Origin of the sequence: Flagellimonas spongiicola, assembly GCF_023502425.1 — a bacterium.
GTDB lineage: Bacteria > Bacteroidota > Bacteroidia > Flavobacteriales > Flavobacteriaceae > Flagellimonas > Flagellimonas spongiicola.
Map to the genome: position 1 here is coordinate 27,592 of NZ_JAMFMA010000001.1, position 21,227 is coordinate 48,818.

Sequence of the window (21,227 nt, forward strand, 5' to 3'; positions counted from 1 at the left end):
TTCCCAAAAAGAGATATATATGTATTTTTGCTTTTCTTCCGTAACGGGGGTTTTCAATTAATACAACCATTGATGAAAAAGATTACCAAAGAAGTTTACCTTAAGTGGTATGAAGACATGTTGTTCTGGAGAAAATTCGAGGACAAATTGGCTGCTGTTTACATCCAACAGAAAGTAAGAGGATTTTTGCATTTGTACAACGGTCAAGAAGCTGTTTTAGCAGGTGCATTACATGCCATGGATTTGACAAAGGATCGCATGATCACAGCATATAGAAACCATGTGCAACCTATAGGTATGGGTGTGGATCCACGAAGAGTAATGGCAGAGCTATTTGGAAAAGTTACGGGAACTTCCAAAGGAATGGGAGGGTCAATGCATATATTCTCCAAAGAGCACCGCTTTTATGGTGGACACGGAATCGTAGGTGGACAAATTCCATTAGGTGCTGGATTGGCCTTTGCAGATAAGTATTTCAAACGCGACGCCGTAACTTTATGTTATATGGGTGACGGCGCTGTTAGACAAGGGTCGTTGCATGAAGCTTTCAACTTGGCTATGCTTTGGCAACTGCCAGTGGTATTCATTTGTGAAAACAATGGTTATGCAATGGGTACTTCAGTGGCCCGTACGGCTTATACCACGGATATCTGGAAATTGGGATTGGGTTATGAAATGCCTTGCGGCCCCGTAGATGGTATGGACCCTGCAATTGTTGCAAAGGAAATGGATAAGGCAATTGAGCGCGCAAGAACAGGTGGAGGTCCAACTTTCTTGGAAATGAAAACATACCGTTATAGAGGTCACTCCATGTCCGATGCACAGCATTATAGAACAAAAGAAGAAGTAGAGGAGTACAAGAAAATTGATCCTATAACCCAAGTGAAGGATGTGATTCTTGAAAAAGGATATGCAACCGAAGAGGAAATCAAAGTGATGGACAAACGGGTGAAGGATTTAGTTGCAGAATGCGAAAAATTCGCTGAGGAATCTGATTTTCCGCCAATTCAGCAATTATACGATACAGTTTACGAACAAGAGGATTATCCATTTTTACAACATAAACTTTAGTTAGATGGCAGAAGTGATCAACATGCCTCGCTTGAGCGATACCATGGAAGAAGGTACCGTGGCAAAATGGCTTAAGCAAGTAGGGGATAAAGTAGAGGAAGGAGATATATTGGCCGAGATAGAAACGGACAAGGCTACCATGGAATTTGAATCTTTTCATGAAGGTACACTTTTGCATATCGGTATTGCTGAAGGTGATGGTGCTCCGGTAGATTCACTATTGGCCATTATAGGTGAAGAGGGTGAAGATATTTCGGCACTATTAGCTGGAGGGAATGCACCTGCAGCTGAAGCAACACCAGTTGTTGAAAATGCTCCGGTTGAAGCAGCACCTGCTACAAGTCCAGTTGCTGTTCCAGAAGGTGTAGAAGTAATAAAAATGCCACGTCTTAGCGATACCATGGAAGAAGGAACTGTTGCTTCTTGGTTGAAAAAAGTTGGCGATGAAGTTGAGGAAGGTGATATCCTTGCGGAAATAGAGACAGATAAGGCCACCATGGAATTTGAATCATTTTATTCCGGAACCCTATTACACATAGGAATACAAGAAGGTGAATCTGCTCCGGTAGATGAGGTTTTGGCAGTAATTGGTCCTGCAGGGACTGATGTAAGTGCTGTATTAGCTGCACCTGCAACCGAAGCTGTTACAGAAAGTGGACCTAAAGCTGAAGCCGTTGCAGCATCAGCGTCTGCGGAGGTTGCTGTACAAGCCACTCCTTCACAAAATGGAAGAATCCTTGCTTCGCCATTGGCCAAGAAAATCGCCAGTGATAAAGGAATCAACCTTGCAGATGTCACTGGATCAGGAGACCATGGTAGGATTGTGAAAAGGGATGTGGAGAACTTCCAGCCTAGTGCTGTTCCAGCGGCGCCAACTGCAGAAAAAGCCGAAATAGCTCCAACCCCAGCCGCTCCAATGAACTTGCCAGTGGGTGAAGAAAGCATGGAAGAAGTGAAAAACTCTACCATGAGAAAAGTAATTGCCAAGCGTTTAGGAGAGTCTAAGTTTTCAGCGCCACACTATTATCTTACAATTGAGGTGGACATGGACAATGCGAAAGCGTCCAGAGCGCAAATCAACAGTTTGCCAGATACCAAAGTTTCCTTTAACGATATGGTGTTGAAAGCTTGCGCCATGGCATTGAAAAAGCATCCACAAGTGAACACCACTTGGAATGGAGACTCAACCATTTACAAACACCACGTACACATGGGTGTTGCGGTAGCGGTAGATGAAGGACTTGTGGTACCGGTAGTCAAATTTGCTGATCAACTTAGTCTTACTCAATTGGGTGCTTCGGTAAAGGATTTAGCAGGGCGTGCTAGATCTAAAAAGATCAAACCTGACGAAATGGAAGGAAGTACCTTTACAGTTTCCAATTTAGGGATGTTCGGTATTTTGGAATTTACCTCCATAATCAACCAACCCAACTCTGCTATTTTATCAGTTGGGGCTATCGTGGACAAGCCCGTTGTAAAGAATGGTGAAATTGTTCCTGGAAGCACTATGAAGGTAACTTTGGCGTGTGATCATAGAACGGTTGATGGTGCAACTGGAGCGCAATTCCTACAAACTTTGAGAGCTTATTTGGAAAACCCAGTAACAATGCTTGCATAGTAAAGCTGAGAAATATCCAACTAAATGATACTAAGCATCCTTTTAGGATGCTTTTTTTATCTTTAAATTCAAATTCATCACTATGAAAAATATCTTAACTGTAGCAAGTGTATTGTTAGTTGTAAGCTGCGGAACTACTCAAAAACTTGATACGTATTCCAACAATGACCAGCCAAATGGCCCAGATGGACTAAAGGCTAAAACTACACAGGAGATTAATTCAAAAACGATTAATACAAATACATTTTCAAAAGCGGATCGTGTGGGGGAAATCATGACTTATTTGGCTTCTGATGACTTAAAAGGTCGTGATTCTGGAAGTGATGGAATTGACATGGCGGCCACTTATATTGAAAACTATTTGACTTCCTATCAGGTTAAACCATACTTTGAATCTTTTCGGGATACGCTTTCCAATTTTGAAAAAACGGCATATAACGTGGTTGGAATTGTAGAAGGCAATGATCCTAAGCTCAAAAATGAATACATCATTATTGGTGCACATTACGATCATATCGGCCTAATTGAACCAGAAAATGGAGATATTATAGCCAATGGGGCCAATGACAACGCTTCAGGTACCACAACTGTAATGGAGCTGGCACGTTATTTTGGCACGACCAAATCCAACAAGAGAAGTCTGATTTTTGCGCTTTTCAGTGCTGAGGAAAAGGGTTTGTTGGGATCTAAACACTTAGCAAAAAAATTAAAAGAAGAAGGGTTTAATCTTTATACTATGTTGAACTTTGAAATGACCGGAGTACCGTTAAAGGATAAGGATTATACGGTTTACATCACTGGCTTTGAAAAATCAAATTTGGCGGAAATCAGCAACAAATATGCAAAAGAAAAGCTTGTAGGGTTTCTTCCTACTGCTAAGGAATTTAATTTATTCCAGCGCTCGGATAACTATCCGTTTTATACAGAATTTGGTGTTCCATCCCATACCTTTTGCACCTTTGATTTTACCAACTTCATTTTTTACCATAAAGTCGGCGACGAAATAAAGTTGATGGATTTTGAGCATATGGCAAGCCTAATCAATAAAATGCTGCCTGTAGTGGAAAACATTACCAATGCTGAAAAACAGGAAGTACAAGGAATTTAACCGAGAAAAGGAAAGATAAAATACTAAGATCAACAATGGCAAACATCATCGTTACTGGTACCAGCAGGGGAATAGGGTTTGAACTGGTAAAACTATTGGCTTCGGACAAGCACAATATTCTTGCCTTATCTCGTAATGACCAGCCATGCGCTAATCTTGGATTAAAGAACGTCCATAGCCTTAGCTGTGATCTTGCAAAAACTGCTGATTATGCAAAAATTGATTCGTTTATTGTACAGTGGGATCAGGTGGACGTATTGATAAACAATGCCGGGAGTTTGCTCAATAAACCATTCTTGGAGATATCCCCAGAAGAATTTGAGGCGGTTTATAAAGTAAATGTGTTTGGTGTGGCAGAACTTACACGCATGGTTTTGCCTAAAATGCGTAAAGATGGTCATGTTGTAACCATAAGCTCAATGGGCGGTGTTCAGGGAAGTATGAAATTTCCTGGCTTGTCGGCTTACAGTTCAAGCAAAGGAGCAGTGATAACGTTAACAGAGCTATGGGCTGAGGAGTTTAAGGAAACAGGCCCCAGTTTTAATGTGCTGGCCTTGGGTGCCGTACAGACAGAAATGTTGGAAGAGGCCTTTCCTGGGTACATGGCACCTGTTACGGCTTTAGAGATGGCTATTTACATCAAGGATTTTGCCCTCAGTGGTCAAAAAATGTATAACGGGAAACTTTTGCAAGTAAGTAATAGTACCCCTTGATCTAGGACTCCAAGTTTTTGATAGCTGAAAGATGGACCCATACAATAAAAACCAATTGTAACGGAATACGAAACCATAGATAATTAACTCCTGGTCCATCCGAATTCCCTGATTGATAATTAACATTCAACATTGCTGAACGGATATTCAAAGGTAAAAGCAGTACGAAGAATAGGATAAGTATGATTCCTATTGTTTTGTGATACTCAGGGAGTAAGAGTCCAATCGCTAGCATCAATTCAAATAGTCCTGAAAGTTTGACTAGGGCTAGTTTGTTCGGCACTATTTCTGGAAACATGGTAGACATACCTTCGGCGTAAATAAAATGACCTACCGCTGTGAATGATAACATTATTGCCATTGCCAACCGTCCCGCATACTGAAAGTCAATTGTACGATATACTAACTGTTGGATGATGCAGACAACTGCAAAGGAACTTAACAAAACGATCAATGGTTTCATTGTTTTTTTTGACAAAGATCTAGTGATCCGGCTGTTCAAACAATGAACCTAGGTTAAGAAATACGCTTTCGGATGCGACTTAGGGCCTGTGGCGTTATTCCAATATAGGAGGCTATATATTTTAAAGGTATTTTTTGGATCAATTCCGGGCGTTCAGTAAATAGCTTGAGGTAGCGTTGCTCGGCGGTATCATTCAGAAGGGCGATTTCCCGTTGCGATTTTTTCAGAAATTGTTCTTCGGCTGCCTTACGACCTATAAAATTCCCAATTTCTGTGGACTTGTATACAGCTTCCAAATCTTGATAGGAAATACGCCAAAGTTTGGTTTCTGTAATTGCTTCCATACTATAAATGCAAGGAGCTTGGGTTAAGAAGGAGTCGTAGGCACTTACAAAGTTTCCTTTAAAGGCGAAGCCAAACGTAAGATCATTGTCTGGATTTGGAATGTATAGGCGTATTATCCCTTCGGAAATAAATGAAAGATGGTTTTCCACCTTGCCTTTAACGAGCAAATGTGTCTTTTTAGGAAATTCCCGATAAATCAACTTTGAAGAGAAAGCGGCCCAGTCTGATTCGGAGATACCGAAGGTATTTTTGAAATAGAGTTTTAATTGGTCCATTGGAAAATCTAGGCTGTCACAAAGTTAATCATTGTAGACCCATGGAATCTTAAACGAATCAAGCGGCCTTACCGCCGCTTGATTTAGTATGTCCTTAAATAGGGGGCATTTATTTACCATAAACAAAATTCTCCAAGATTTTACCATCAAACAACTGGATAAGATTATTGGCGATATCATCCAAAGCCATGGCATAGGAGTCAATATTTAAATGTAAAGTGGGTTCATCTCCAGCATTATAATGTATGTCCCAGGTGAAAATGGTACTATCCTCTGTTACCGAAACAGACACTAAGGCAAGGCTATCTGTGTAACCAAAATTGTTAGGTTCTTGAGATTGGGAAATGTAGCCGATATTTTCTTCATACCAGATTACCTGCTCTTTATGTTCCAAACCAATGTTTTGTCCTTCCATGGGATGGAAATAACACGTGAAACCTGTGCATTTTTGTTCGGAATAATCAGCTTCTACCTTGTTAAGGCCCATGCTGTATTCTGGCATGCGTTCCGGTCTTCCAACTACATTCCAGACTTCGGAAACAGGGGCTTTTAGATTTAATTTAATTCGATTTCGTAAAGGACTATCAACAAAATTTTGTGCCTTGGGCATTTCGGGTATTACGTTCATAACAAGTTTACTTTCTTCGCTTTGTGTTTCATTTTTTGGTTTACAGTTGACGGAGATCAGGACAAAAAAAAGCAGTCCCAATCTTCCAAAACGGGTTGTTTTCATATCAATAGTATTAAGATGAAACAAATGTAAATCTGGGATATGACAGCCCTATGTCAACTAGGGTCAGGAAATTTGGGAATGATAGTCCTGAAGGTTAAAATCATCAGTGAATTGTGGTTTTTCCAGAAGGGTTTTATACTGCAATATGCGATCTAAACGAAATTCTCTAAACCCTTTTCTTAGTTGACAATAGGCAATTACTACCCAGGCTTTTGAGGTGTAATACAGTGCCAATGGTTCTATTTTACGTTGCGTGATGTTGTTTGTTTGGATTGCGCGGTACCTTATTTCCATTACCTGGTTTTTTGCAATGGATTTTTGGATATGGGTCAACGAATCACTTGGTACTGAATTGACCAAAAAGGATGAGCTTACTCTTTTGTCCAGTAAACTCAAGTCCTCTTTTTGCGAACTTCTTAAAATGGATTTTATCTTAAGCAATAATGAGTTGAACTCTTGCTGTAAGGAGGTGTCACCTTGATTTAAAACTACCTTTTCGGCAACAATTAAGGCATTGGCTTCTTCTTCTGTAAAACTAACAGGGGGTAATGTATATCCATCCACAATGAAGTAACCAACACCATTTTCCGAACCGATGGGAACGCCAGCGTCTTGTAGTGTTTTTATATCTCTGTAAATTGTGCGTAGACTTACTTCAAAACGATTGGCAATTTCCTGTGCAGTTATCACTTTTTTGGATTGCAGTTGAATTAATATCGCGGTGATTCTTGTGAGTCGATTCATGAAGAAAGAGGATTTAGGCCAATTTCAATATAAAAATAGTAGTAAGATAGGTTAGAATTCAAGACCTGGATTTAATTTCATCCGTAGACGAGCTAAACTCGTAACTTTGTTGTGGTGATTGAAATTTTAAAAAAATACCTTCCAGAACGCGCTGTATCGCCTTGCTTTGATTTAATCAAAGAACATCAAGTACATCTAAAAATCGTTGGGCACAGGCACACACGGCATGGTGATTATAGAAGAATGCCTGATGGATCACATAAAATCACCGTCAACGCCTCTTTGAACAAATATCGATTCTTGATTACCCTGATTCATGAAATAGCCCATCTGGTGGCCATTCAAGAATATGGGAGAGAAATAAAACCACACGGCAAGGAATGGAAACGTACGTTTCAACATTTGATGATTCCTTATATTAGACCGGAAATTTTTCCTTCACAGCTATTGCCAGTAATTGCCAACCATTTTAAAAATCCAAAGGCCAGCAGTAGTTCAGATGCACGTTTGTCCATTGCATTGAAATCCTTTGACCCCGAAGAACGCAAAGAAAGTTATGTGTATGAAATACCTTACAATGCAATTTTTCGTTTACATAATGGAAAACTATATAAAAAAGGCAATAAAAGGGTGAAGCGTTATGAGTGTATTGAGTTGGCCACAGGAAGATTATATTTGTTCCAACCCAATGCGGAAGTAGAACTAGTGCAGATGGCTTCCGACGTTGAGCCGCCATTTTGAAATATAAACAACAACTTGAAATGAATAAAAACTACTACGCCGTATTAATGGCTGGGGGTGTGGGATCACGTTTTTGGCCTGTAAGTACTTCGGCCAACCCCAAACAGTTCCATGATATGTTGGGTGCAGGCAAAACCTTGATTCAAAAAACATTTGATCGGCTCAATAAGTTTATTCCAACGGAGAACATTCTGATTCTGACGAATGAGCGATACAATGACTTGGTATTGGAACAATTGCCAATGGTAACGCAAGAACAAGTGGTCTTGGAACCTGCAATGCGAAATACGGCTCCTTGTATTCTGTATGCGGCATTGAAAATCCAAAAAATGAACCCAAATGGAGTTATGATCGTTGCCCCAAGTGATCATTGGATTGAGGATGAACAAGCCTTTGAAGATAACGTGAAGGCGTGCTTTGATAAATGTGAAAAGGAAGAGGTATTATGTACTTTGGGCATTCAACCTACCTATCCAAACACCGGATTTGGTTATATTGAATTTGAGAAAGGAACTGACGTAAACCTGAAAAAAGTGTCTCAATTCAGGGAGAAACCCGATTATGAAACAGCCAAGGAATTTTTAGCGCAGGGTAATTTTTTGTGGAATGCAGGAATTTTTATGTGGAGTGTTGATACTATTGTAAACGCTTTTAAGACATTCCAGCCCGAACAATTCAACCTGTTTGAGCAAGGAATAGCCTGCTATAATACAAGTGAAGAACATGATTTTATTACTGAAAACTATCCAAAAGCGGAAAACATATCCATAGATTATGCTATCTTGGAGAATTCCCAAGCTATTTTTACTTTACCTGCTACTTTTGATTGGAACGACTTAGGTACTTGGGGAGCTTTGTATGAAAAGCTCGGCAAGGACAAGGAAGCTAATGCGGTTGTAAATAGTAATACGCTGTTACAAGATGCAAAAGGGAACATGATTCGTTCTGATAAAGGAAAGATTGTGGTCGTGGATGGTTTGGAGGATTACATCATCGTTGATAAAGAGGATGTATTGTTGATCTTCCCAAAATCCAAACAGCAGGATATTAAATCGGTATTAAACCAAGTGAAGGAAAAATTTGGTGACGAGTACGCATAAAAATGAGTGAACACTTATTCGCAGAAGGGAATCCTCAACCACCAGACAGTGGTGATGAGGTAAAAAAAGGTTTTATGGGGCTGGTTGGCAGTGTCCGGAAGTTTCTATTGGAGCTTTTGGAAATACGTTCCAATACGGACGCCGCAGCAACCAAAGAATCCATAATTGCTGATATTCCATTTAAAGGACATACCTCATGGATTTTGGTGTGCTCCATTTTCATTGCATCTGTTGGACTTAATGCAAATTCTACCGCGGTTGTAATCGGTGCCATGTTAATTTCACCATTGATGGGTCCAATTTTAGGCATGGGCTTATCACTGGCCATAAATGATATCGATACCTTGAGGCGATCGTTCAAAAACTTCACCGTGATGGTGGTGCTGAGTGTTATTACAGCGTTTCTGTTTTTCTATTTATTCCCCCTTCGTGATGAATCTTCTGAATTATTGGCACGTACCAAACCGGATATTCGGGATGTTTTGATAGCCTTTTTTGGGGGATTGGCTTTGGTTATTGCTAGAGCAAAAAAAGGAACAATTGCAAGTGTGATTTTTGGTGTAGCCATTGCTACTGCTCTTATGCCACCACTTTGTACGGTGGGCTTTGGGTTGGCCATTGGTAAACCTTGGTATGCTGCAGGGGCCATGTATCTTTTCATAATTAATACCATTTTTATTGGATTGGCTACGTTTTTGGTCATAAAATATTTGCGCTTTCCTATGGTGCGTTACGCCAATTCTCAGCGTAGGCGTATGATTGCCCGGGCTGCATCAATTACTGGGATTGCGGTAATGATTCCAGCTGGATTTACCTTTTATCAAGTATTCCAAGAGTCACTTTTTAAGAAACAGGCCAATCAATTTCTTAAGGAAACCATAGAGGTTTATCAATTTAATTCTGCGGGACGCTATGTGGATAATCTCACAAAATTGGAGTATCAAGAAGGTGATGAACCCTCATTGATTGAATTGGTATGTATGGGAGACGAATTGATTCCCGAAAATGTGATCAATACTTGGCGGGTACAAAAAAATGATTATTCACGCCTAAAGGATGCAGAATTTAGAATTTTACAAGGGGGCAAGGACGATTCCGAAGAAAAATTCAACTACGTAAGTGAATTGTATGAGAAAAACAAGGCGGAATTGTTGAACAAGGATGAGCAAATCCGATTGTTGGAGGAAGAAGTTGCAACCTTGACCAAAAATGCAGGAAAACAGATTCCTTTTGAAAGTATAAGTGCCGAGGCAAAGGCAAACTATTCCAATATTCAAAAGGTAGGTTTTTCATACCAACTGCAAACAGATTTTAAAAAATTGGATACGATTCCTGTCTTTGAAGTCCAATGGAAGTCAGACGCCAATGCCAATCAAATTCAATCAGATAGTAGAAAGTTGGAAAATTGGTTGAAGTTGCGCATTCAGGATTCCACGCTGGTGGTTAAGGAAGTGAACTAGTTTCGCTCCTCAATATACATCTGCCGTACTTTTTTAAACAACTCGGAAGAATAAACAAAGTTTGTCACCGCCTCATTATCTGTCTTAAAGATCTCCTTGTTTGTGCCTTCCCATTCTTTAAAACCATCCTTTAGAAATAGGATTTTTTCTCCAATTTCCATAACCGAATTCATGTCATGCGTATTTATTACCGTGGTAATGTTGTATTCTTTGGTAATCTCCTGAATCAAGTTGTCAATTAATATGGCAGTCTTTGGGTCCAAACCGGAATTAGGTTCGTCGCAGAACAAGTATTTTGGATTCATTACGATCGCACGTGCAATGGCCACACGCTTTTTCATCCCGCCGGATATTTCTGATGGAAACTTTTTATGGGCATCAATAAGGTTCACTCTTTCCAAGACAAAATCGACCCGATCTTGCATTTCCGCCTTGGTTTGTCTCGTGAACATGTCCAGTGGGAACATAACATTTCCTTCCACTGTCATAGAATCGAACAATGCACTTCCTTGAAATACCATGCCCATTTCCTGTCGCAAGTCACGGCGTTGATCTGTGCTAAGGTCTGCATAGTATTTTCCGTTGTAACAGATGTTGCCTTGCTCTGGTTCAAATAACCCCAATAGACACTTCAAGAAAACTGTTTTGCCCGAGCCACTTTGTCCTATAACCAAATTTGTTTTCCCTTGTTCAAAAGTGGTACTGATACCTTTGAGTACATGGGTGTCACCGAATGATTTATGTATGTTTTCAACTTCAATCATTAGCCTAATAACAATTGGGTTAGGATATAATTCGATATAATGATTACCACACTGGTCCACACAAATGCAGTGGTACTGGCTTTGCCTACTTCCAATGCCCCGCCTTTCATATACAAACCATGAAAAGAGGGTATAGTGGCTATTATAAAGGCAAAAACCACGGTTTTGATAAAGGAATAGGTAATATGAAAGGGAATAAAGTCCAACTGCAGTCCTTTTACAAATTCTCCGCTTGGTGCATAACCACCAAAGGTCCCTGCGACCCATCCACCTAGAATACCCACATACATGGCGATTGCAACGGCAAAGGGGTAGGCCAACATGGCTATGATTTTAGGAAAAACCAAGTAATTCACTGAATTGATACCCATCACTTCAAGCGCATCAATTTGTTCCGTAACCTTCATGGTTCCAATACTTGACGTGATATAAGAACCAACCTTTCCTGCCATGATTATAGAAGTGAAGGTAGGAGCAAACTCCAGGATTACGGATTGACGCGTGGCAAAACCAATCAAACTTTTAGGAATCAAAGGGCTGTTGAGATTTAAGGCGGTTTGTATGGTAACAACACCGCCAATAAAAAACGAAATGAATATAATGATACCCAAGGAACCAAATATCAGTTCATCGATTTCCTTTAAAATAAGGGATCTCATGATTGGCCACTTGGTAGGTTTTTTAAATACTTCATACACCATGATGAAGTACTTTCCAATCGCTTCAAGGTATTTCATGTAGCAAAAAATAGACTTGCAGGCATAAAAATAAGAATATTGAAATGCAATTAACCTTCATTTGAATTTTAATACGGGAATTATTGAATAGTTTTGCGCACATACCAAATATTCGTACTGATGAGACTAACAAGGTCATTATCCCTATTACTGATTCTTTTTGCGGTATCCTTAACGATCGCACAACGTAAAAAAAAGAGTGTTCCGCAGCCTGAACCTATTGAAATTGCCAAATCGCCCAAGTTGGTTGTTGGACTTGTAGTAGATCAGATGCGCTATGATTACCTCACCCGATTTTGGGATCATTATGGAGAAGGTGGATTTAAACGGATGGTACGTGAGGGTTTTAATTGTAAGAACCATCATTTTAACTATGCCCCTACAAGTACAGGTCCAGGCCATGCTTCGGTGTATACGGGAACAACTCCGGCAACCCATGGCATAATAGGGAACAATTGGTATGATAAGGAATTGGATGAGGAAGTATACTGCGCATCCGATGTTAATTATAATACCATAGGTTCAATGTCGGATGCAGGGAAGATGTCTCCACATCGTATGATGACTACAACTATTACAGATCAACTGCGATTGCATACCCAGAAAAGGGGAAAGGTGATTGCGGTGGCATTAAAAGATAGGGGAGCAGTACTACCTGGTGGACATATGGCCAATGCTGCGTACTGGTTTGAAGGTGGAGAAAGTGGAAACTGGATTTCAAGTTCTTATTATATGGATGAGCTTCCTGAGTGGGTCAATGATTTCAATGAATCTGATGCGGTTGAAAACTATAAAAAGCCTTGGACCACATTAAAACCGATAGACACTTATTTGGAAAGTGGTCCTGATGCCAATACCTATGAAGGGAAGCACAAAGGGGAAGTCACAAATACCTTTCCTCATGATTTGCCTGCAATTTGGGACTTTAACAGACAATTTGACTTGTTGAGAAGTACCGCCTATGGAAATAGTATTACCACAGATTTTGCTTTGGCTGCTTTAAAAGGTGAAGGATTAGGAACTGATACTATAACCGATTTCTTTGCTGTTAGCTATTCCAGTACGGACTACGTTGGCCATTTCTATGGCGTCAACTCAAAGGAAATCCAAGATACGTATCTAAGGTTGGACCTGGAATTGACTAAACTTTTCAATGCCTTGGATCAACAAGTAGGAGCAGGTCAGTACACGGTGTTTTTAACCGCCGACCATGGAGCTATTGATGTGCCTGCCTATTTAAAGGATGAAAAAGTTCCTGCCGGTTATATTGATATCTTGGAAATGCGTTTGAAATTCGTTGAGTTCATGAAATACAAATACGGAACCACCGATGTGTTGAAGAATATTTCCAATTACCAGGTTTTCCTTGATCATAAAGTGATCAATAACTTGGACATTGACCTGCAAGATGCCCAGGAGGAAATTGCTGCCGAGTTTATGAAATATGGTTCCATTAACCAGGTCTATACGGCCTACCAGATGTGGCAAAATGAGTATACGGAAGGCATTCCCTATATCTTACAAAATGGATACAACCAAAAACGTTCTGGCGATGTGTTGTTCGTACCAAAACCAGGTTTTATTTCGTATAAAAATACGGGCTCTACGCATGGTTCACCTATGATTTATGACACCCATGTACCCTTATTGTTGTTTGGTAAAGGTATCCAACATGGAAGTACGGCAAACCGTACTGAAATCCCTGATATTGCACCTACCATAGCTACTTTATTGGGGATTTCATTTCCAAATGGGACTACGGGCAAGCCTATTGTGGAGGTGTTGGAATAGTTGACTTTATTTGTTGTTCAAAATTGTTAAAGCTATAATGGTTAAAGTAACGTGTCTTTTTTTCTAGATTATATGTTGTTGGCGAACCGTTAATTTTTAAACTTAAAGTCCATACCGAACAGAAAATAACCTAAAGTGAAATAATTGTTACCAACCATTCCGTTGATAGGTCTTATTTCATAAGCTATTTTCCTCTTAGGGAAATCTATTCGAAGCCCAATTGATACATTCCCGCCAAAATAGAATGAATTGAAAAAAATGGAATGGCTATTTCTAACATCGCCATCTCCACCTGTTCCCAAAAGGCCTCTTGAGTAACTTGCAAATGGTCCAATTGAAGTTACAAAGGATACTGCTTTGTATTTCATAATGTCATAGTGTAGGTTGTATCCCAAGGTAGTAATACGATAAAATTGATTTGGAGTATCAGTAATTCCAAAAGGAACGAATCCGCCTATCATCAGATTCGGATTTAATCTGAGTTTTTGTTTTTTTCCAAAGCTTTTTTGTAGCCCAATAGAGTAGATGATTCCTAGACCTCTTTCGGTCTCTCCTTCATTAAACCCAAAAGCAATACCTGTTTTTAAGGAATTTCTCTTGAATTCAATATTTTGGCCATAAACAAAGCTAGCGCACGAAGTAAGTAGGACTGTTAAATATAATGTTATGTTCTTTAGTTGCATCACAATATAGACTAATTGAGCTTGCCGGTGTTTTATAGGTTAGTCTGGTAATTCAAAAGCTCCCTCCAATAGTTCTGGAGTCAAAACATACTCATAAACCCGGGTGTCGATTTCTGTGAATATAGTGCCCTCCAATCTCGTAAAAACTCTTTCGTCGTCTATAAAACATAAATTCTCAAAATCTGAGATGGCTCTATGACATCGAAAGCCCATATTGGTATTTGAAATTCTAATTTCAACAAAATTTCCACATAAACCGCCAACAAAGCTTTCAGGTATTGTATATGAACATTCATATGAAAAGTTGTTTAAAATTGTTTGCGTTGATGAATCCGTATCATTTGTGATTTGTACATCTTGACCAGTCTCATTTTTTAATACATATACGTATTTGAATTTTTCCTCTTCAGTATCTTCAATGATGCCACAAGAAGTGCACAAAAGTATTATGGATAAAAGTGATAATAGTTTTTTCATTATTATTAATTAATTGCAATTGTCGTACATATAGACTCCAAATAGCTCATCAACAAAAGCTTCGGTTGGGTTAACGTGTTGATTTTTTAATCGTTCTTTCCATGTATGTGGACCTCTAGAGCGAAATAATGAAGTTTGAATTTGCCTTAAGGAATAATCACGAACACGGTCAATCGGCAATGTTTCACGTATTTCTTCTTGTTGATTATAGTTGTCAGTTAAATCAATAACAATTGGAGTATATTGATTCTTGCTATGATGTCTAACTATTTGATCTTGCCTCCATGAATTAAATAACCGCCTATCGTCTGTTGCTCTCGCGTTCAAAGCATTAGACCCTGAATAATTTAGATTAAGTTCTAAATATCTATCATTAGTAACAACGGTTTCCACGCCTGCTGCCCAACTTTCTGCCATGGTCTGTAGGGTACAGCCCATACTGCGTAAATTGGTGAAAAATGCTCGGTCCAAACGGTAATGACTGGCATGCGTCATTTCATGGGTAACCAGACCGTAGATTTCATCACTTGCCATGGGTCTTCGGCCGTCTAGCCTACCCACCCTAATTTCGCATTTTGGGATTAGACTGTATCTTCCCAAAGGATTTAAATCCAGATGGAACCCAGCGTCTTTGTTATATAATGCATTGATTCGTATCCAACTCCAATTGGGGTGTTTTAACCCAAATTGCCCAACGGCTCTTTCGTAGAAATCATGGGAGGCATTATGAACCAAGGCATAAAATTGGCTTCTACCCCATGTAAAATTTTGGTTCCAACTACGCCTTCTATAGGTGCGTGTACCTCTATGTTTAGCTGCAATATAGGCGTTGCCGGCCATTACTTTGAATTTTCTGCGGGTATTGTTAAAGTAAACCGCATATTTCACCCGTTGTGTGCGGGTGCTACTTGTTCTAAAATTCCCGTTTGCGTTTGTCCGTGCTCTTTTAATTACAAGATAACCCCATTTGCGCACCTTAACCTCTGCACCAACAACACCTACATTTCGTCCCAAGACATCCTCGCGCACCGTTATTCGCCCAGAGGGACTCCATCTGCGTCTTCTGGCTGTGGTGCCTTGTTCGGCTGCTATCATGGCTTCCACAGAAGCAAGGTCTATGATCAAGTCTTTTTGCTGATAACCCTTGGCCACCGCCTTAGCATAGCTGTAAAGTGTACCCGAGGTGTCGTTGGGAAGATAGAACTTTAGGGCTGCCAATTCTTCTTCATCCAGGTTATTGGTCAGTTTTAGGGCCTCCAGCTCCAAATATTCAAAGACTTCACCACTATTGTCCACAGTTAAAATGTCTTTGGTGGTTTGGTTACGGGGCTGTTTTACCATGATTTCCCCTTCAGCCAAGCTTTCCTTGTCATCCATTTCCGGAGCAAAATAAAGGTCATTTAATCGTTCATTGTGTATGTTTTCTGGTATAGGGTAATCAAAGGGTACTACAGCATAGAGGTAGGAAAAGGAATCTGGGTTTTCATCACCCTCCAATTCAGGGTCATCGTAAAAATCGCCTTGTTCCTCAATTTGGTAATGTAAAGGAATATTGGAAGCTTGAAGTATCGTATCTCTACTGATCAGATCATGTTCCAAACTATCTTTGGGTAAAAACCGATAGTAATAATGCGAAGGAAGAATTTCGATGCTTTGACCATTTTTAAAGGTTTTGGCAAGTTTGCTGTCTTTAGAACGGTGTTTGAGATTTACCAAAAGATTTTCAAATGCCGTATTCATATTTACCACGGTGTAGGGCATGTTGAGCTCTTCTCCTAAGATTACTGGTTTACTATCCAGTTGTTCTTTTTTGAGAATTTCATTCTGATTGGTTTCTAGATTCGACTCTTGTTGGCATGAAGTGACCAATAAAAGTAGGAGTGAAGTTGTAATAAGTGGAAAGTTAGCATGGTTTTTCATAAAGGATTGATTTGGGTTTAAATAACTAGACCTGTTTGTCAACTCAAAAAGACTGAAAATCAAAGTATTCCAAAATGCATCTTAGATTTTGGAAGCTTTTTCTTTCAAGATATGCGCTCAATAATTGAAAACACGTACGAATTGACGTACTCACGTTTTTAATTGACGGATACACTAATTGAGTTGACGGATGCCATATTGAAACCCAAATGTTTCAAGGTTTTGCTCTTCTATTTTTTTCGAAACACCTCAATTTTACCCCTGCTTAAACTGCGCCAAAGCCATTCAAATGGACCGTAGTGGAAATGGGACAACCAATATTTGCTATAGCTTAATTGCGCTGCCCAAATGAAAGCCACCATGATGAGTTGTTGCGATCGTTCCACTTTACCAAAATACCCTAATCCGTAGAAAAACAAAGCCATTGTGAGGGATTGAACTAAATAATTGCTTAAGGCCATTCTGCCAATTGCTGCAATTCGAGATAAGAGTCCTTTGGCACATTGTTTTTGGATGACCAGGATCATAATACCAACATAGCCTATGGCCATTCCAAGACTGCCCCAATAATTGAACTGGCTACCCAAAAACATGGAGTATTGTAGTTTCCAATCGTGATGAAAATTAAAAATTACACCGAATGCTACAATTATTAGTGAAGGAAACCCAACGAACAAAACGGATTTTATATAAACGCTTTTGCTACTTTTTCCTGTCAAAAATCCAGATTTGAACAATGCCATACCTAGTAACATCAAACCAAAAACACGCCAGAAGATGTGTCCGAAAAAATAGGTGGTTTGCAACATTTGGGCGGTATGGTAACGTTGTGCCATTTGATTGGAGATACTTCCTTGATAGGCAGCTACCTCTCGCTGAATCAAATCGACATTAGGTGCCCAGCCGCCGGATATGCTTTGAATTACTTCTTTTGGGGCATTTAGCATTTGGAATCCTGTATAAAAATCTAGTAGACTGCTAACTGAAAAAACAACAAGTCCTAGCGCTATCAAACCTTTTATGGATTGCTTTCGAAATGGATAGACTAAAAATGCGCAAAATGCGTATGGCGCCAATATATCACCATACCAGACGAGGTAGGCATGCACTAATCCAATAATCAACAACCAAAAATTTCTTTTGTAATGGATCTTGAAGGACGACCTCCCCTTTTGTTCATATTTGGAAGTTATCAATAGCACGGAAGCACCAAACAGCAGTGAAAACAATGTCATGAATTTTTGGTCGGCCAGAATATGACTGGAAACCCAAGTGATAAGATTCAATCCCTTTAAATCTTCAAACGCATTTGGGTTTAGATAAGCTTGTCCCACCATGGAAAAGCTTTGTACATTCATCAAGGGAATACCAAGAATGGCAAATCCTCTTAATACATCTAGGGCGATAATTCTCGTTTTGTCCTGCATGACTTTGATTTTAGCTCATGCAAGAAGTCTAATTTTCTTCAGAATCGACCAAAATCCAAGGGCTTAGGTATGATTGGGCAGGTGGGTGTTATGAATGGGAAAGTGTGCCTAAGCGTTCAGCTGTTGCAATAAGGTTTTGGATTTTGCTCTAGATACTGGAACGGCCATGCCGTTGGTCAGAATAAGCTTAAGGTCTCGTGCGTTACCATCGGCACGGGTGACATGCTTTAAATTCACTATAAAACTCTTGTGGCATTGTATAAAATCCTTTGAAGGAATTTGTTCCAACAAGACTTTCAAACGATTCCGAATGAGGTGTTTTTTGGTTTGGTCATGGACTGAATAATACAATTCTGCATAATTGCCATCGGAACCTAAGGCAATAATATCCTTGGGGTTTAATTTGATTTCAAAATTGCCTGTTTCAGAATGTAGTGCAAATTCATTTTCCTCATGTGTTGCATTCAATTTGGATTGCAGTTCTTCTGTTATTCTTTCGGAAAGTAACAATTGCCTATGCATTGCACGTTGATGTTTATATGCTATCAAGGCAATTAATGGTATCAACCCAACCAAAAAAGTATGCCATTCAATACGAATTAGCAAGGGTAGAAATGGCTCTTCTGTTCTAAATGTGAATTTTAGAAAAAGCGTGTTCCAAAACCCAATTAATGCAAAATCGTAGATATTGTATATAAATTCATGGCCCAATGTCCATTTTTCTTCGTCAATGTATCTTGGAGTAATCAGTTTGGCTAAGAAAAGATTTAAAGGCGCCGCCAAGGCAGTTATCAGGGTAAATGGAAATGCCAAGACAATCCGATCTATCCAATTCAATTCATCAAATCCATATGGCGCGAGAAAAACGAGTATAAAAAAGACTACCGAGGCAGGAATTAGGACATAAGCCCAGCCAAATCCTACAGGATGGGGTGTTTTTAAGAGTTTCATCATAATTTAGACTGAATGCCTTTCCACCGTAACTTACGTATAAACCTGCCTTCCTTTGGTGTCACAAATCGTTGGGGTCTTCTTACAACAGCATTGATATAGCCCAATATAGTTTGTATATAGAGTAATGGGCTTTTGGCGTGCCATGCCATTTTTAGAGCGGCTAATTTGGCAAGTACAATCCCGTATCGCATTTTATACAGGGCTTCGCCTTTGCTTTGCCACTTCTTTAGCGTATACCCGTGTCCGGTTGATCTTAGGTGTTTTACCTTCAAACCGGGTACGGTGCGTATGGTAAATCCATGGAACTGCGCCAATAATACATCAACAGTATCCCAGCCTACACCAGGTCTTAGTCCGCCAATTTTATCAAAACACGCCTTGTGATATAGTTTTATCGGCCCCCGAATGTGGTTTTTATTGGCAATATTTTCATACACCCACTTACCGTTTACTTCAATATGTAGCAAACCGGAACACATACCTAGTTTCCAATCACTTTGGAATTGGTTTACTATTAATTCAAAATAGTTGGAAGGTAATATGATATCCGCGTCGAACTTTCCAATCAATTGATACTCCCCTACCTGTTGAAGTCCAAAATTGAAGGTGTCAATAACCTTTTTACCTGGATGATGTTCATCTGAAGAAATGCGTTTGATCACGCTAATCCAATCATGAATCGCTGCGAATTTGGATGCTGTTTCGTGAGTGCTGTCGGTTGAATTATCGTCAACGATAATCAGATCATTAGGTTGAAGGGTTTGCGCCACAAAGGAATTGAGGCATTTTTCCAAATAATGGGCCTCATTATGTGCTGGAATTATCACACTTATCTTCACCCGTGCAAATTACCACTATTACCTCATGATTCTAAAAAAGAGAATTCTTTTTTGCGTAAAGAACGATTGATCCGAAGCAGTTTTATAGATCAAATACGGTATACAATAGCATTAATATTCATACCCGCACCTACACTGGCAAAAATAACCACATCGCCTTTGTTGATTTCATGTTCTGCCAGTTCTCCTTTTTTTACCAAATCGAACAAGGTAGGTACAGTTGCTACGGAGCTATTGCCCAATTTATGGATACTCATGGGCATAATCCCCTCAGGTGCTTGTTTACCATACCGTCTGTAAAACCTTTTTATGATGGCTTCATCCATCTTTTCATTCGCCTGATGAATAAAGATTTTCTTGACTTCGTCAATAGCGACACCGCTCGCATCCATGCAGGCTTGCATAGCTTCCGGGACATGAGTACAAGCAAATTCGTAGATTTTCCTCCCGTGCATTTTGATGTAACGCGTATCCGGACAGCCTTCTTCTTTGTAGGTTTTGTCAAAAAAGAGGTAATAGGCCTCTCCATTGGCATAAGTTTCAGAGGCATGACTTAAGATTTCACCAGATGAAGCGTCAGCTTCTAAGATAACTGCGCCAGCGCCATCAGAATAAATCATACTGTCACGATCATGCTCATCTATTACGCGTGAGAGTGTTTCGCCACCAATAATCAGACATTTTTTTGCCAATCCACTACGAATAAAAGCAGAAGCTTGAATCACTCCTTCTACCCAACCCGGACAGCCAAATAACATATCATACGCTACACATTTTGGGTTTTTGATTTGGAGTAGATGCTTAACCCTCGTCGCTAAACTTGGCAAGGTATCCCCTTGGATTTTACCCGGAGTCATGTCACCAAAATTATGAGCAAATATGATGTAATCCAGTTCTTCCTTATTGATACCCGCATCTGCAATAGCTTTCTCAGCGGCCAAATAGCCCAAATCCGAGGTTTTAAGTTCTGGTGGGGCATATCTACGTTCTGAAATTCCCGTTATGGCCTGGAATTTTTCAATGATTACTTGGTTTTCATGCTCAAAGTGAGATCCATTGGTATCCAAAAAATGATGTTGTAGAAAATCTTCATTTTTTGTGATAACGGGTGGAATATAACTCCCTGTTCCGGTGATGCCAATGTTCATATAGAGGTTTTGATAACAAGATAAGGGTCTAAAGCGAATTCAAACTGCTAATTGCGGTTTTCGTACGATGTCCAAAGGGCGTTGTTATAAACGAATACATGCTAAAACGCCATGGA

The 21,227-nt window shown here is 39.7% G+C and carries 21 protein-coding genes; 8 read left to right on the plus strand and 13 right to left on the minus strand.

What is annotated here, in order from left to right; all coding sequences use genetic code 11:
* Positions 1 to 72 precede the first annotated feature (72 nt).
* From pdhA to M3P19_RS00125, 4 genes are all read left to right on the plus strand, one after another.
* The gene (gene pdhA, locus M3P19_RS00110; RefSeq protein WP_249655579.1) at positions 73 to 1,071 is read left to right on the plus strand and encodes a pyruvate dehydrogenase (acetyl-transferring) E1 component subunit alpha; all 999 of its coding nucleotides are present in this window, start codon (positions 73 to 75) and stop codon (positions 1,069 to 1,071) included.
* A 4-nt stretch (positions 1,072 to 1,075) separates the two neighbouring features.
* On the plus strand, positions 1,076 to 2,689 hold the full coding sequence (locus M3P19_RS00115; protein WP_249655580.1) for a pyruvate dehydrogenase complex dihydrolipoamide acetyltransferase: 1,614 nt from the start codon (positions 1,076 to 1,078) through the stop codon (positions 2,687 to 2,689).
* Between the two features lie 82 nt (positions 2,690 to 2,771).
* Positions 2,772 to 3,797 carry a M28 family metallopeptidase gene (locus M3P19_RS00120; RefSeq protein ID WP_249655581.1) on the plus strand — a complete coding sequence of 342 codons (1,026 nt, stop codon included), beginning with the start codon at positions 2,772 to 2,774 and terminating at the stop codon, positions 3,795 to 3,797.
* Between the two features lie 35 nt (positions 3,798 to 3,832).
* Positions 3,833 to 4,510: an SDR family NAD(P)-dependent oxidoreductase gene (locus M3P19_RS00125; protein WP_249655583.1), complete on the plus strand. Its 678-nt coding sequence runs from the start codon at positions 3,833 to 3,835 to the stop codon at positions 4,508 to 4,510.
* A 1-nt stretch (position 4,511) separates the two neighbouring features.
* Here the strand turns inward: M3P19_RS00125 and M3P19_RS00130 are convergent, their stop codons facing one another.
* The 4 genes from M3P19_RS00130 to M3P19_RS00145 form a co-directional block, all read right to left on the minus strand.
* Positions 4,512 to 4,973 (minus strand): DoxX family protein, encoded by a 462-nt coding sequence (locus tag M3P19_RS00130; RefSeq protein ID WP_249655584.1) that lies wholly within the window; start codon positions 4,971 to 4,973, stop codon positions 4,512 to 4,514.
* A 53-nt stretch (positions 4,974 to 5,026) separates the two neighbouring features.
* Positions 5,027 to 5,593 (minus strand): Crp/Fnr family transcriptional regulator, encoded by a 567-nt coding sequence (locus M3P19_RS00135; RefSeq protein ID WP_249655585.1) that lies wholly within the window; start codon positions 5,591 to 5,593, stop codon positions 5,027 to 5,029.
* Between the two features lie 109 nt (positions 5,594 to 5,702).
* Entirely contained in the window at positions 5,703 to 6,326 is a 624-nt protein-coding gene (locus M3P19_RS00140) for an SRPBCC family protein (protein WP_249655586.1), read from the minus strand.
* A gap of 63 nt (positions 6,327 to 6,389) precedes the next feature.
* Positions 6,390 to 7,070 carry a helix-turn-helix transcriptional regulator gene (locus M3P19_RS00145; protein WP_249655587.1) on the minus strand — a complete coding sequence of 227 codons (681 nt, stop codon included), beginning with the start codon at positions 7,068 to 7,070 and terminating at the stop codon, positions 6,390 to 6,392.
* A gap of 114 nt (positions 7,071 to 7,184) precedes the next feature.
* Here M3P19_RS00145 and M3P19_RS00150 point away from each other — a divergent pair, with 114 nt between their 5' ends.
* The 3 genes from M3P19_RS00150 to M3P19_RS00160 are packed head-to-tail and all read left to right on the plus strand — an operon-like array spanning position 7,185 to position 10,371.
* Entirely contained in the window at positions 7,185 to 7,811 is a 627-nt protein-coding gene (locus tag M3P19_RS00150; protein ID WP_249655588.1) for a SprT-like domain-containing protein, read from the plus strand.
* 20 nt (positions 7,812 to 7,831) lie between these two features.
* Entirely contained in the window at positions 7,832 to 8,911 is a 1,080-nt protein-coding gene (locus M3P19_RS00155; protein ID WP_249655589.1) for a mannose-1-phosphate guanylyltransferase, read from the plus strand.
* A gap of 2 nt (positions 8,912 to 8,913) precedes the next feature.
* Positions 8,914 to 10,371, plus strand: coding sequence for a DUF389 domain-containing protein (locus M3P19_RS00160; RefSeq protein ID WP_249655590.1), 1,458 nt, complete (start codon positions 8,914 to 8,916; stop codon positions 10,369 to 10,371).
* Here the strand turns inward: M3P19_RS00160 and M3P19_RS00165 are convergent.
* On the minus strand, positions 10,368 to 11,135 hold the full coding sequence (locus tag M3P19_RS00165; protein ID WP_249655591.1) for an ABC transporter ATP-binding protein: 768 nt from the start codon (positions 11,133 to 11,135) through the stop codon (positions 10,368 to 10,370). The genes M3P19_RS00160 and M3P19_RS00165 overlap by 4 nt on opposite strands.
* The gene (locus M3P19_RS00170) at positions 11,135 to 11,872 is read right to left on the minus strand and encodes an MlaE family ABC transporter permease (protein ID WP_249655592.1); all 738 of its coding nucleotides are present in this window, start codon (positions 11,870 to 11,872) and stop codon (positions 11,135 to 11,137) included. The genes M3P19_RS00165 and M3P19_RS00170 overlap by 1 nt, the downstream gene beginning before the upstream one ends.
* Before the next feature lie 120 nt (positions 11,873 to 11,992).
* On the opposite strand from M3P19_RS00170, the gene pafA reads away from it, so the two are divergent.
* Positions 11,993 to 13,663 (plus strand): alkaline phosphatase PafA, encoded by a 1,671-nt coding sequence (gene pafA, locus M3P19_RS00175; RefSeq protein WP_249655593.1) that lies wholly within the window; start codon positions 11,993 to 11,995, stop codon positions 13,661 to 13,663.
* A gap of 89 nt (positions 13,664 to 13,752) precedes the next feature.
* Here pafA and M3P19_RS00180 read toward each other — a convergent pair whose 3' ends face one another.
* From M3P19_RS00180 to M3P19_RS00210, 7 genes are all read right to left on the minus strand, one after another.
* Positions 13,753 to 14,346 (minus strand): hypothetical protein, encoded by a 594-nt coding sequence (locus M3P19_RS00180; protein WP_249655594.1) that lies wholly within the window; start codon positions 14,344 to 14,346, stop codon positions 13,753 to 13,755.
* A gap of 39 nt (positions 14,347 to 14,385) precedes the next feature.
* The gene (locus tag M3P19_RS00185) at positions 14,386 to 14,823 is read right to left on the minus strand and encodes a hypothetical protein (RefSeq protein WP_249655595.1); all 438 of its coding nucleotides are present in this window, start codon (positions 14,821 to 14,823) and stop codon (positions 14,386 to 14,388) included.
* A 9-nt stretch (positions 14,824 to 14,832) separates the two neighbouring features.
* Entirely contained in the window at positions 14,833 to 16,743 is a 1,911-nt protein-coding gene (locus tag M3P19_RS00190; protein ID WP_249655596.1) for a hypothetical protein, read from the minus strand.
* A 230-nt stretch (positions 16,744 to 16,973) separates the two neighbouring features.
* Complete coding sequence (locus tag M3P19_RS00195) at positions 16,974 to 18,170, minus strand: DUF418 domain-containing protein (RefSeq protein ID WP_249655597.1); 1,197 nt, start codon at positions 18,168 to 18,170, stop codon at positions 16,974 to 16,976.
* A gap of 108 nt (positions 18,171 to 18,278) precedes the next feature.
* Positions 18,279 to 19,124 (minus strand): LytTR family DNA-binding domain-containing protein, encoded by an 846-nt coding sequence (locus M3P19_RS00200; RefSeq protein WP_249655598.1) that lies wholly within the window; start codon positions 19,122 to 19,124, stop codon positions 18,279 to 18,281.
* Positions 19,121 to 19,963: a glycosyltransferase family 2 protein gene (locus tag M3P19_RS00205; protein ID WP_249655599.1), complete on the minus strand. Its 843-nt coding sequence runs from the start codon at positions 19,961 to 19,963 to the stop codon at positions 19,121 to 19,123. Before M3P19_RS00205 ends, M3P19_RS00200 begins: the two co-directional genes overlap by 4 nt.
* Positions 19,964 to 20,052: 89 nt before the next feature.
* Complete coding sequence (locus tag M3P19_RS00210) at positions 20,053 to 21,111, minus strand: 3-oxoacyl-ACP synthase III family protein (RefSeq protein ID WP_249655600.1); 1,059 nt, start codon at positions 21,109 to 21,111, stop codon at positions 20,053 to 20,055.
* Positions 21,112 to 21,227 lie beyond the last annotated feature (116 nt).

What these genes read in the sequence shown, in the direction of transcription:
- pdhA (WP_249655579.1), top strand. Translation starts at nt 73, where the DNA reads ATGAAAAAGATTACCAAAGAAGTTTACCTTAAGTGGTATGAAGACATG.
- M3P19_RS00115 (WP_249655580.1), top strand. Translation starts at nt 1,076, where the DNA reads ATGGCAGAAGTGATCAACATGCCTCGCTTGAGCGATACCATGGAAGAA.
- M3P19_RS00120 (WP_249655581.1), top strand. Translation starts at nt 2,772, where the DNA reads ATGAAAAATATCTTAACTGTAGCAAGTGTATTGTTAGTTGTAAGCTGC.
- M3P19_RS00125 (WP_249655583.1), top strand. Translation starts at nt 3,833, where the DNA reads ATGGCAAACATCATCGTTACTGGTACCAGCAGGGGAATAGGGTTTGAA.
- M3P19_RS00130 (WP_249655584.1), bottom strand. Translation starts at nt 4,973, where the DNA reads ATGAAACCATTGATCGTTTTGTTAAGTTCCTTTGCAGTTGTCTGCATC.
- M3P19_RS00135 (WP_249655585.1), bottom strand. Translation starts at nt 5,593, where the DNA reads ATGGACCAATTAAAACTCTATTTCAAAAATACCTTCGGTATCTCCGAA.
- M3P19_RS00140 (WP_249655586.1), bottom strand. Translation starts at nt 6,326, where the DNA reads ATGAAAACAACCCGTTTTGGAAGATTGGGACTGCTTTTTTTTGTCCTG.
- M3P19_RS00145 (WP_249655587.1), bottom strand. Translation starts at nt 7,070, where the DNA reads ATGAATCGACTCACAAGAATCACCGCGATATTAATTCAACTGCAATCC.
- M3P19_RS00155 (WP_249655589.1), top strand. Translation starts at nt 7,832, where the DNA reads ATGAATAAAAACTACTACGCCGTATTAATGGCTGGGGGTGTGGGATCA.
- M3P19_RS00160 (WP_249655590.1), top strand. Translation starts at nt 8,914, where the DNA reads ATGAGTGAACACTTATTCGCAGAAGGGAATCCTCAACCACCAGACAGT.
- M3P19_RS00165 (WP_249655591.1), bottom strand. Translation starts at nt 11,135, where the DNA reads ATGATTGAAGTTGAAAACATACATAAATCATTCGGTGACACCCATGTA.
- M3P19_RS00170 (WP_249655592.1), bottom strand. Translation starts at nt 11,872, where the DNA reads ATGAAATACCTTGAAGCGATTGGAAAGTACTTCATCATGGTGTATGAA.
- pafA (WP_249655593.1), top strand. Translation starts at nt 11,993, where the DNA reads ATGAGACTAACAAGGTCATTATCCCTATTACTGATTCTTTTTGCGGTA.
- M3P19_RS00180 (WP_249655594.1), bottom strand. Translation starts at nt 14,346, where the DNA reads ATGCAACTAAAGAACATAACATTATATTTAACAGTCCTACTTACTTCG.
- M3P19_RS00185 (WP_249655595.1), bottom strand. Translation starts at nt 14,823, where the DNA reads ATGAAAAAACTATTATCACTTTTATCCATAATACTTTTGTGCACTTCT.
- M3P19_RS00190 (WP_249655596.1), bottom strand. Translation starts at nt 16,743, where the DNA reads ATGAAAAACCATGCTAACTTTCCACTTATTACAACTTCACTCCTACTT.
- M3P19_RS00195 (WP_249655597.1), bottom strand. Translation starts at nt 18,170, where the DNA reads ATGCAGGACAAAACGAGAATTATCGCCCTAGATGTATTAAGAGGATTT.
- M3P19_RS00200 (WP_249655598.1), bottom strand. Translation starts at nt 19,124, where the DNA reads ATGATGAAACTCTTAAAAACACCCCATCCTGTAGGATTTGGCTGGGCT.
- M3P19_RS00210 (WP_249655600.1), bottom strand. Translation starts at nt 21,111, where the DNA reads ATGAACATTGGCATCACCGGAACAGGGAGTTATATTCCACCCGTTATC.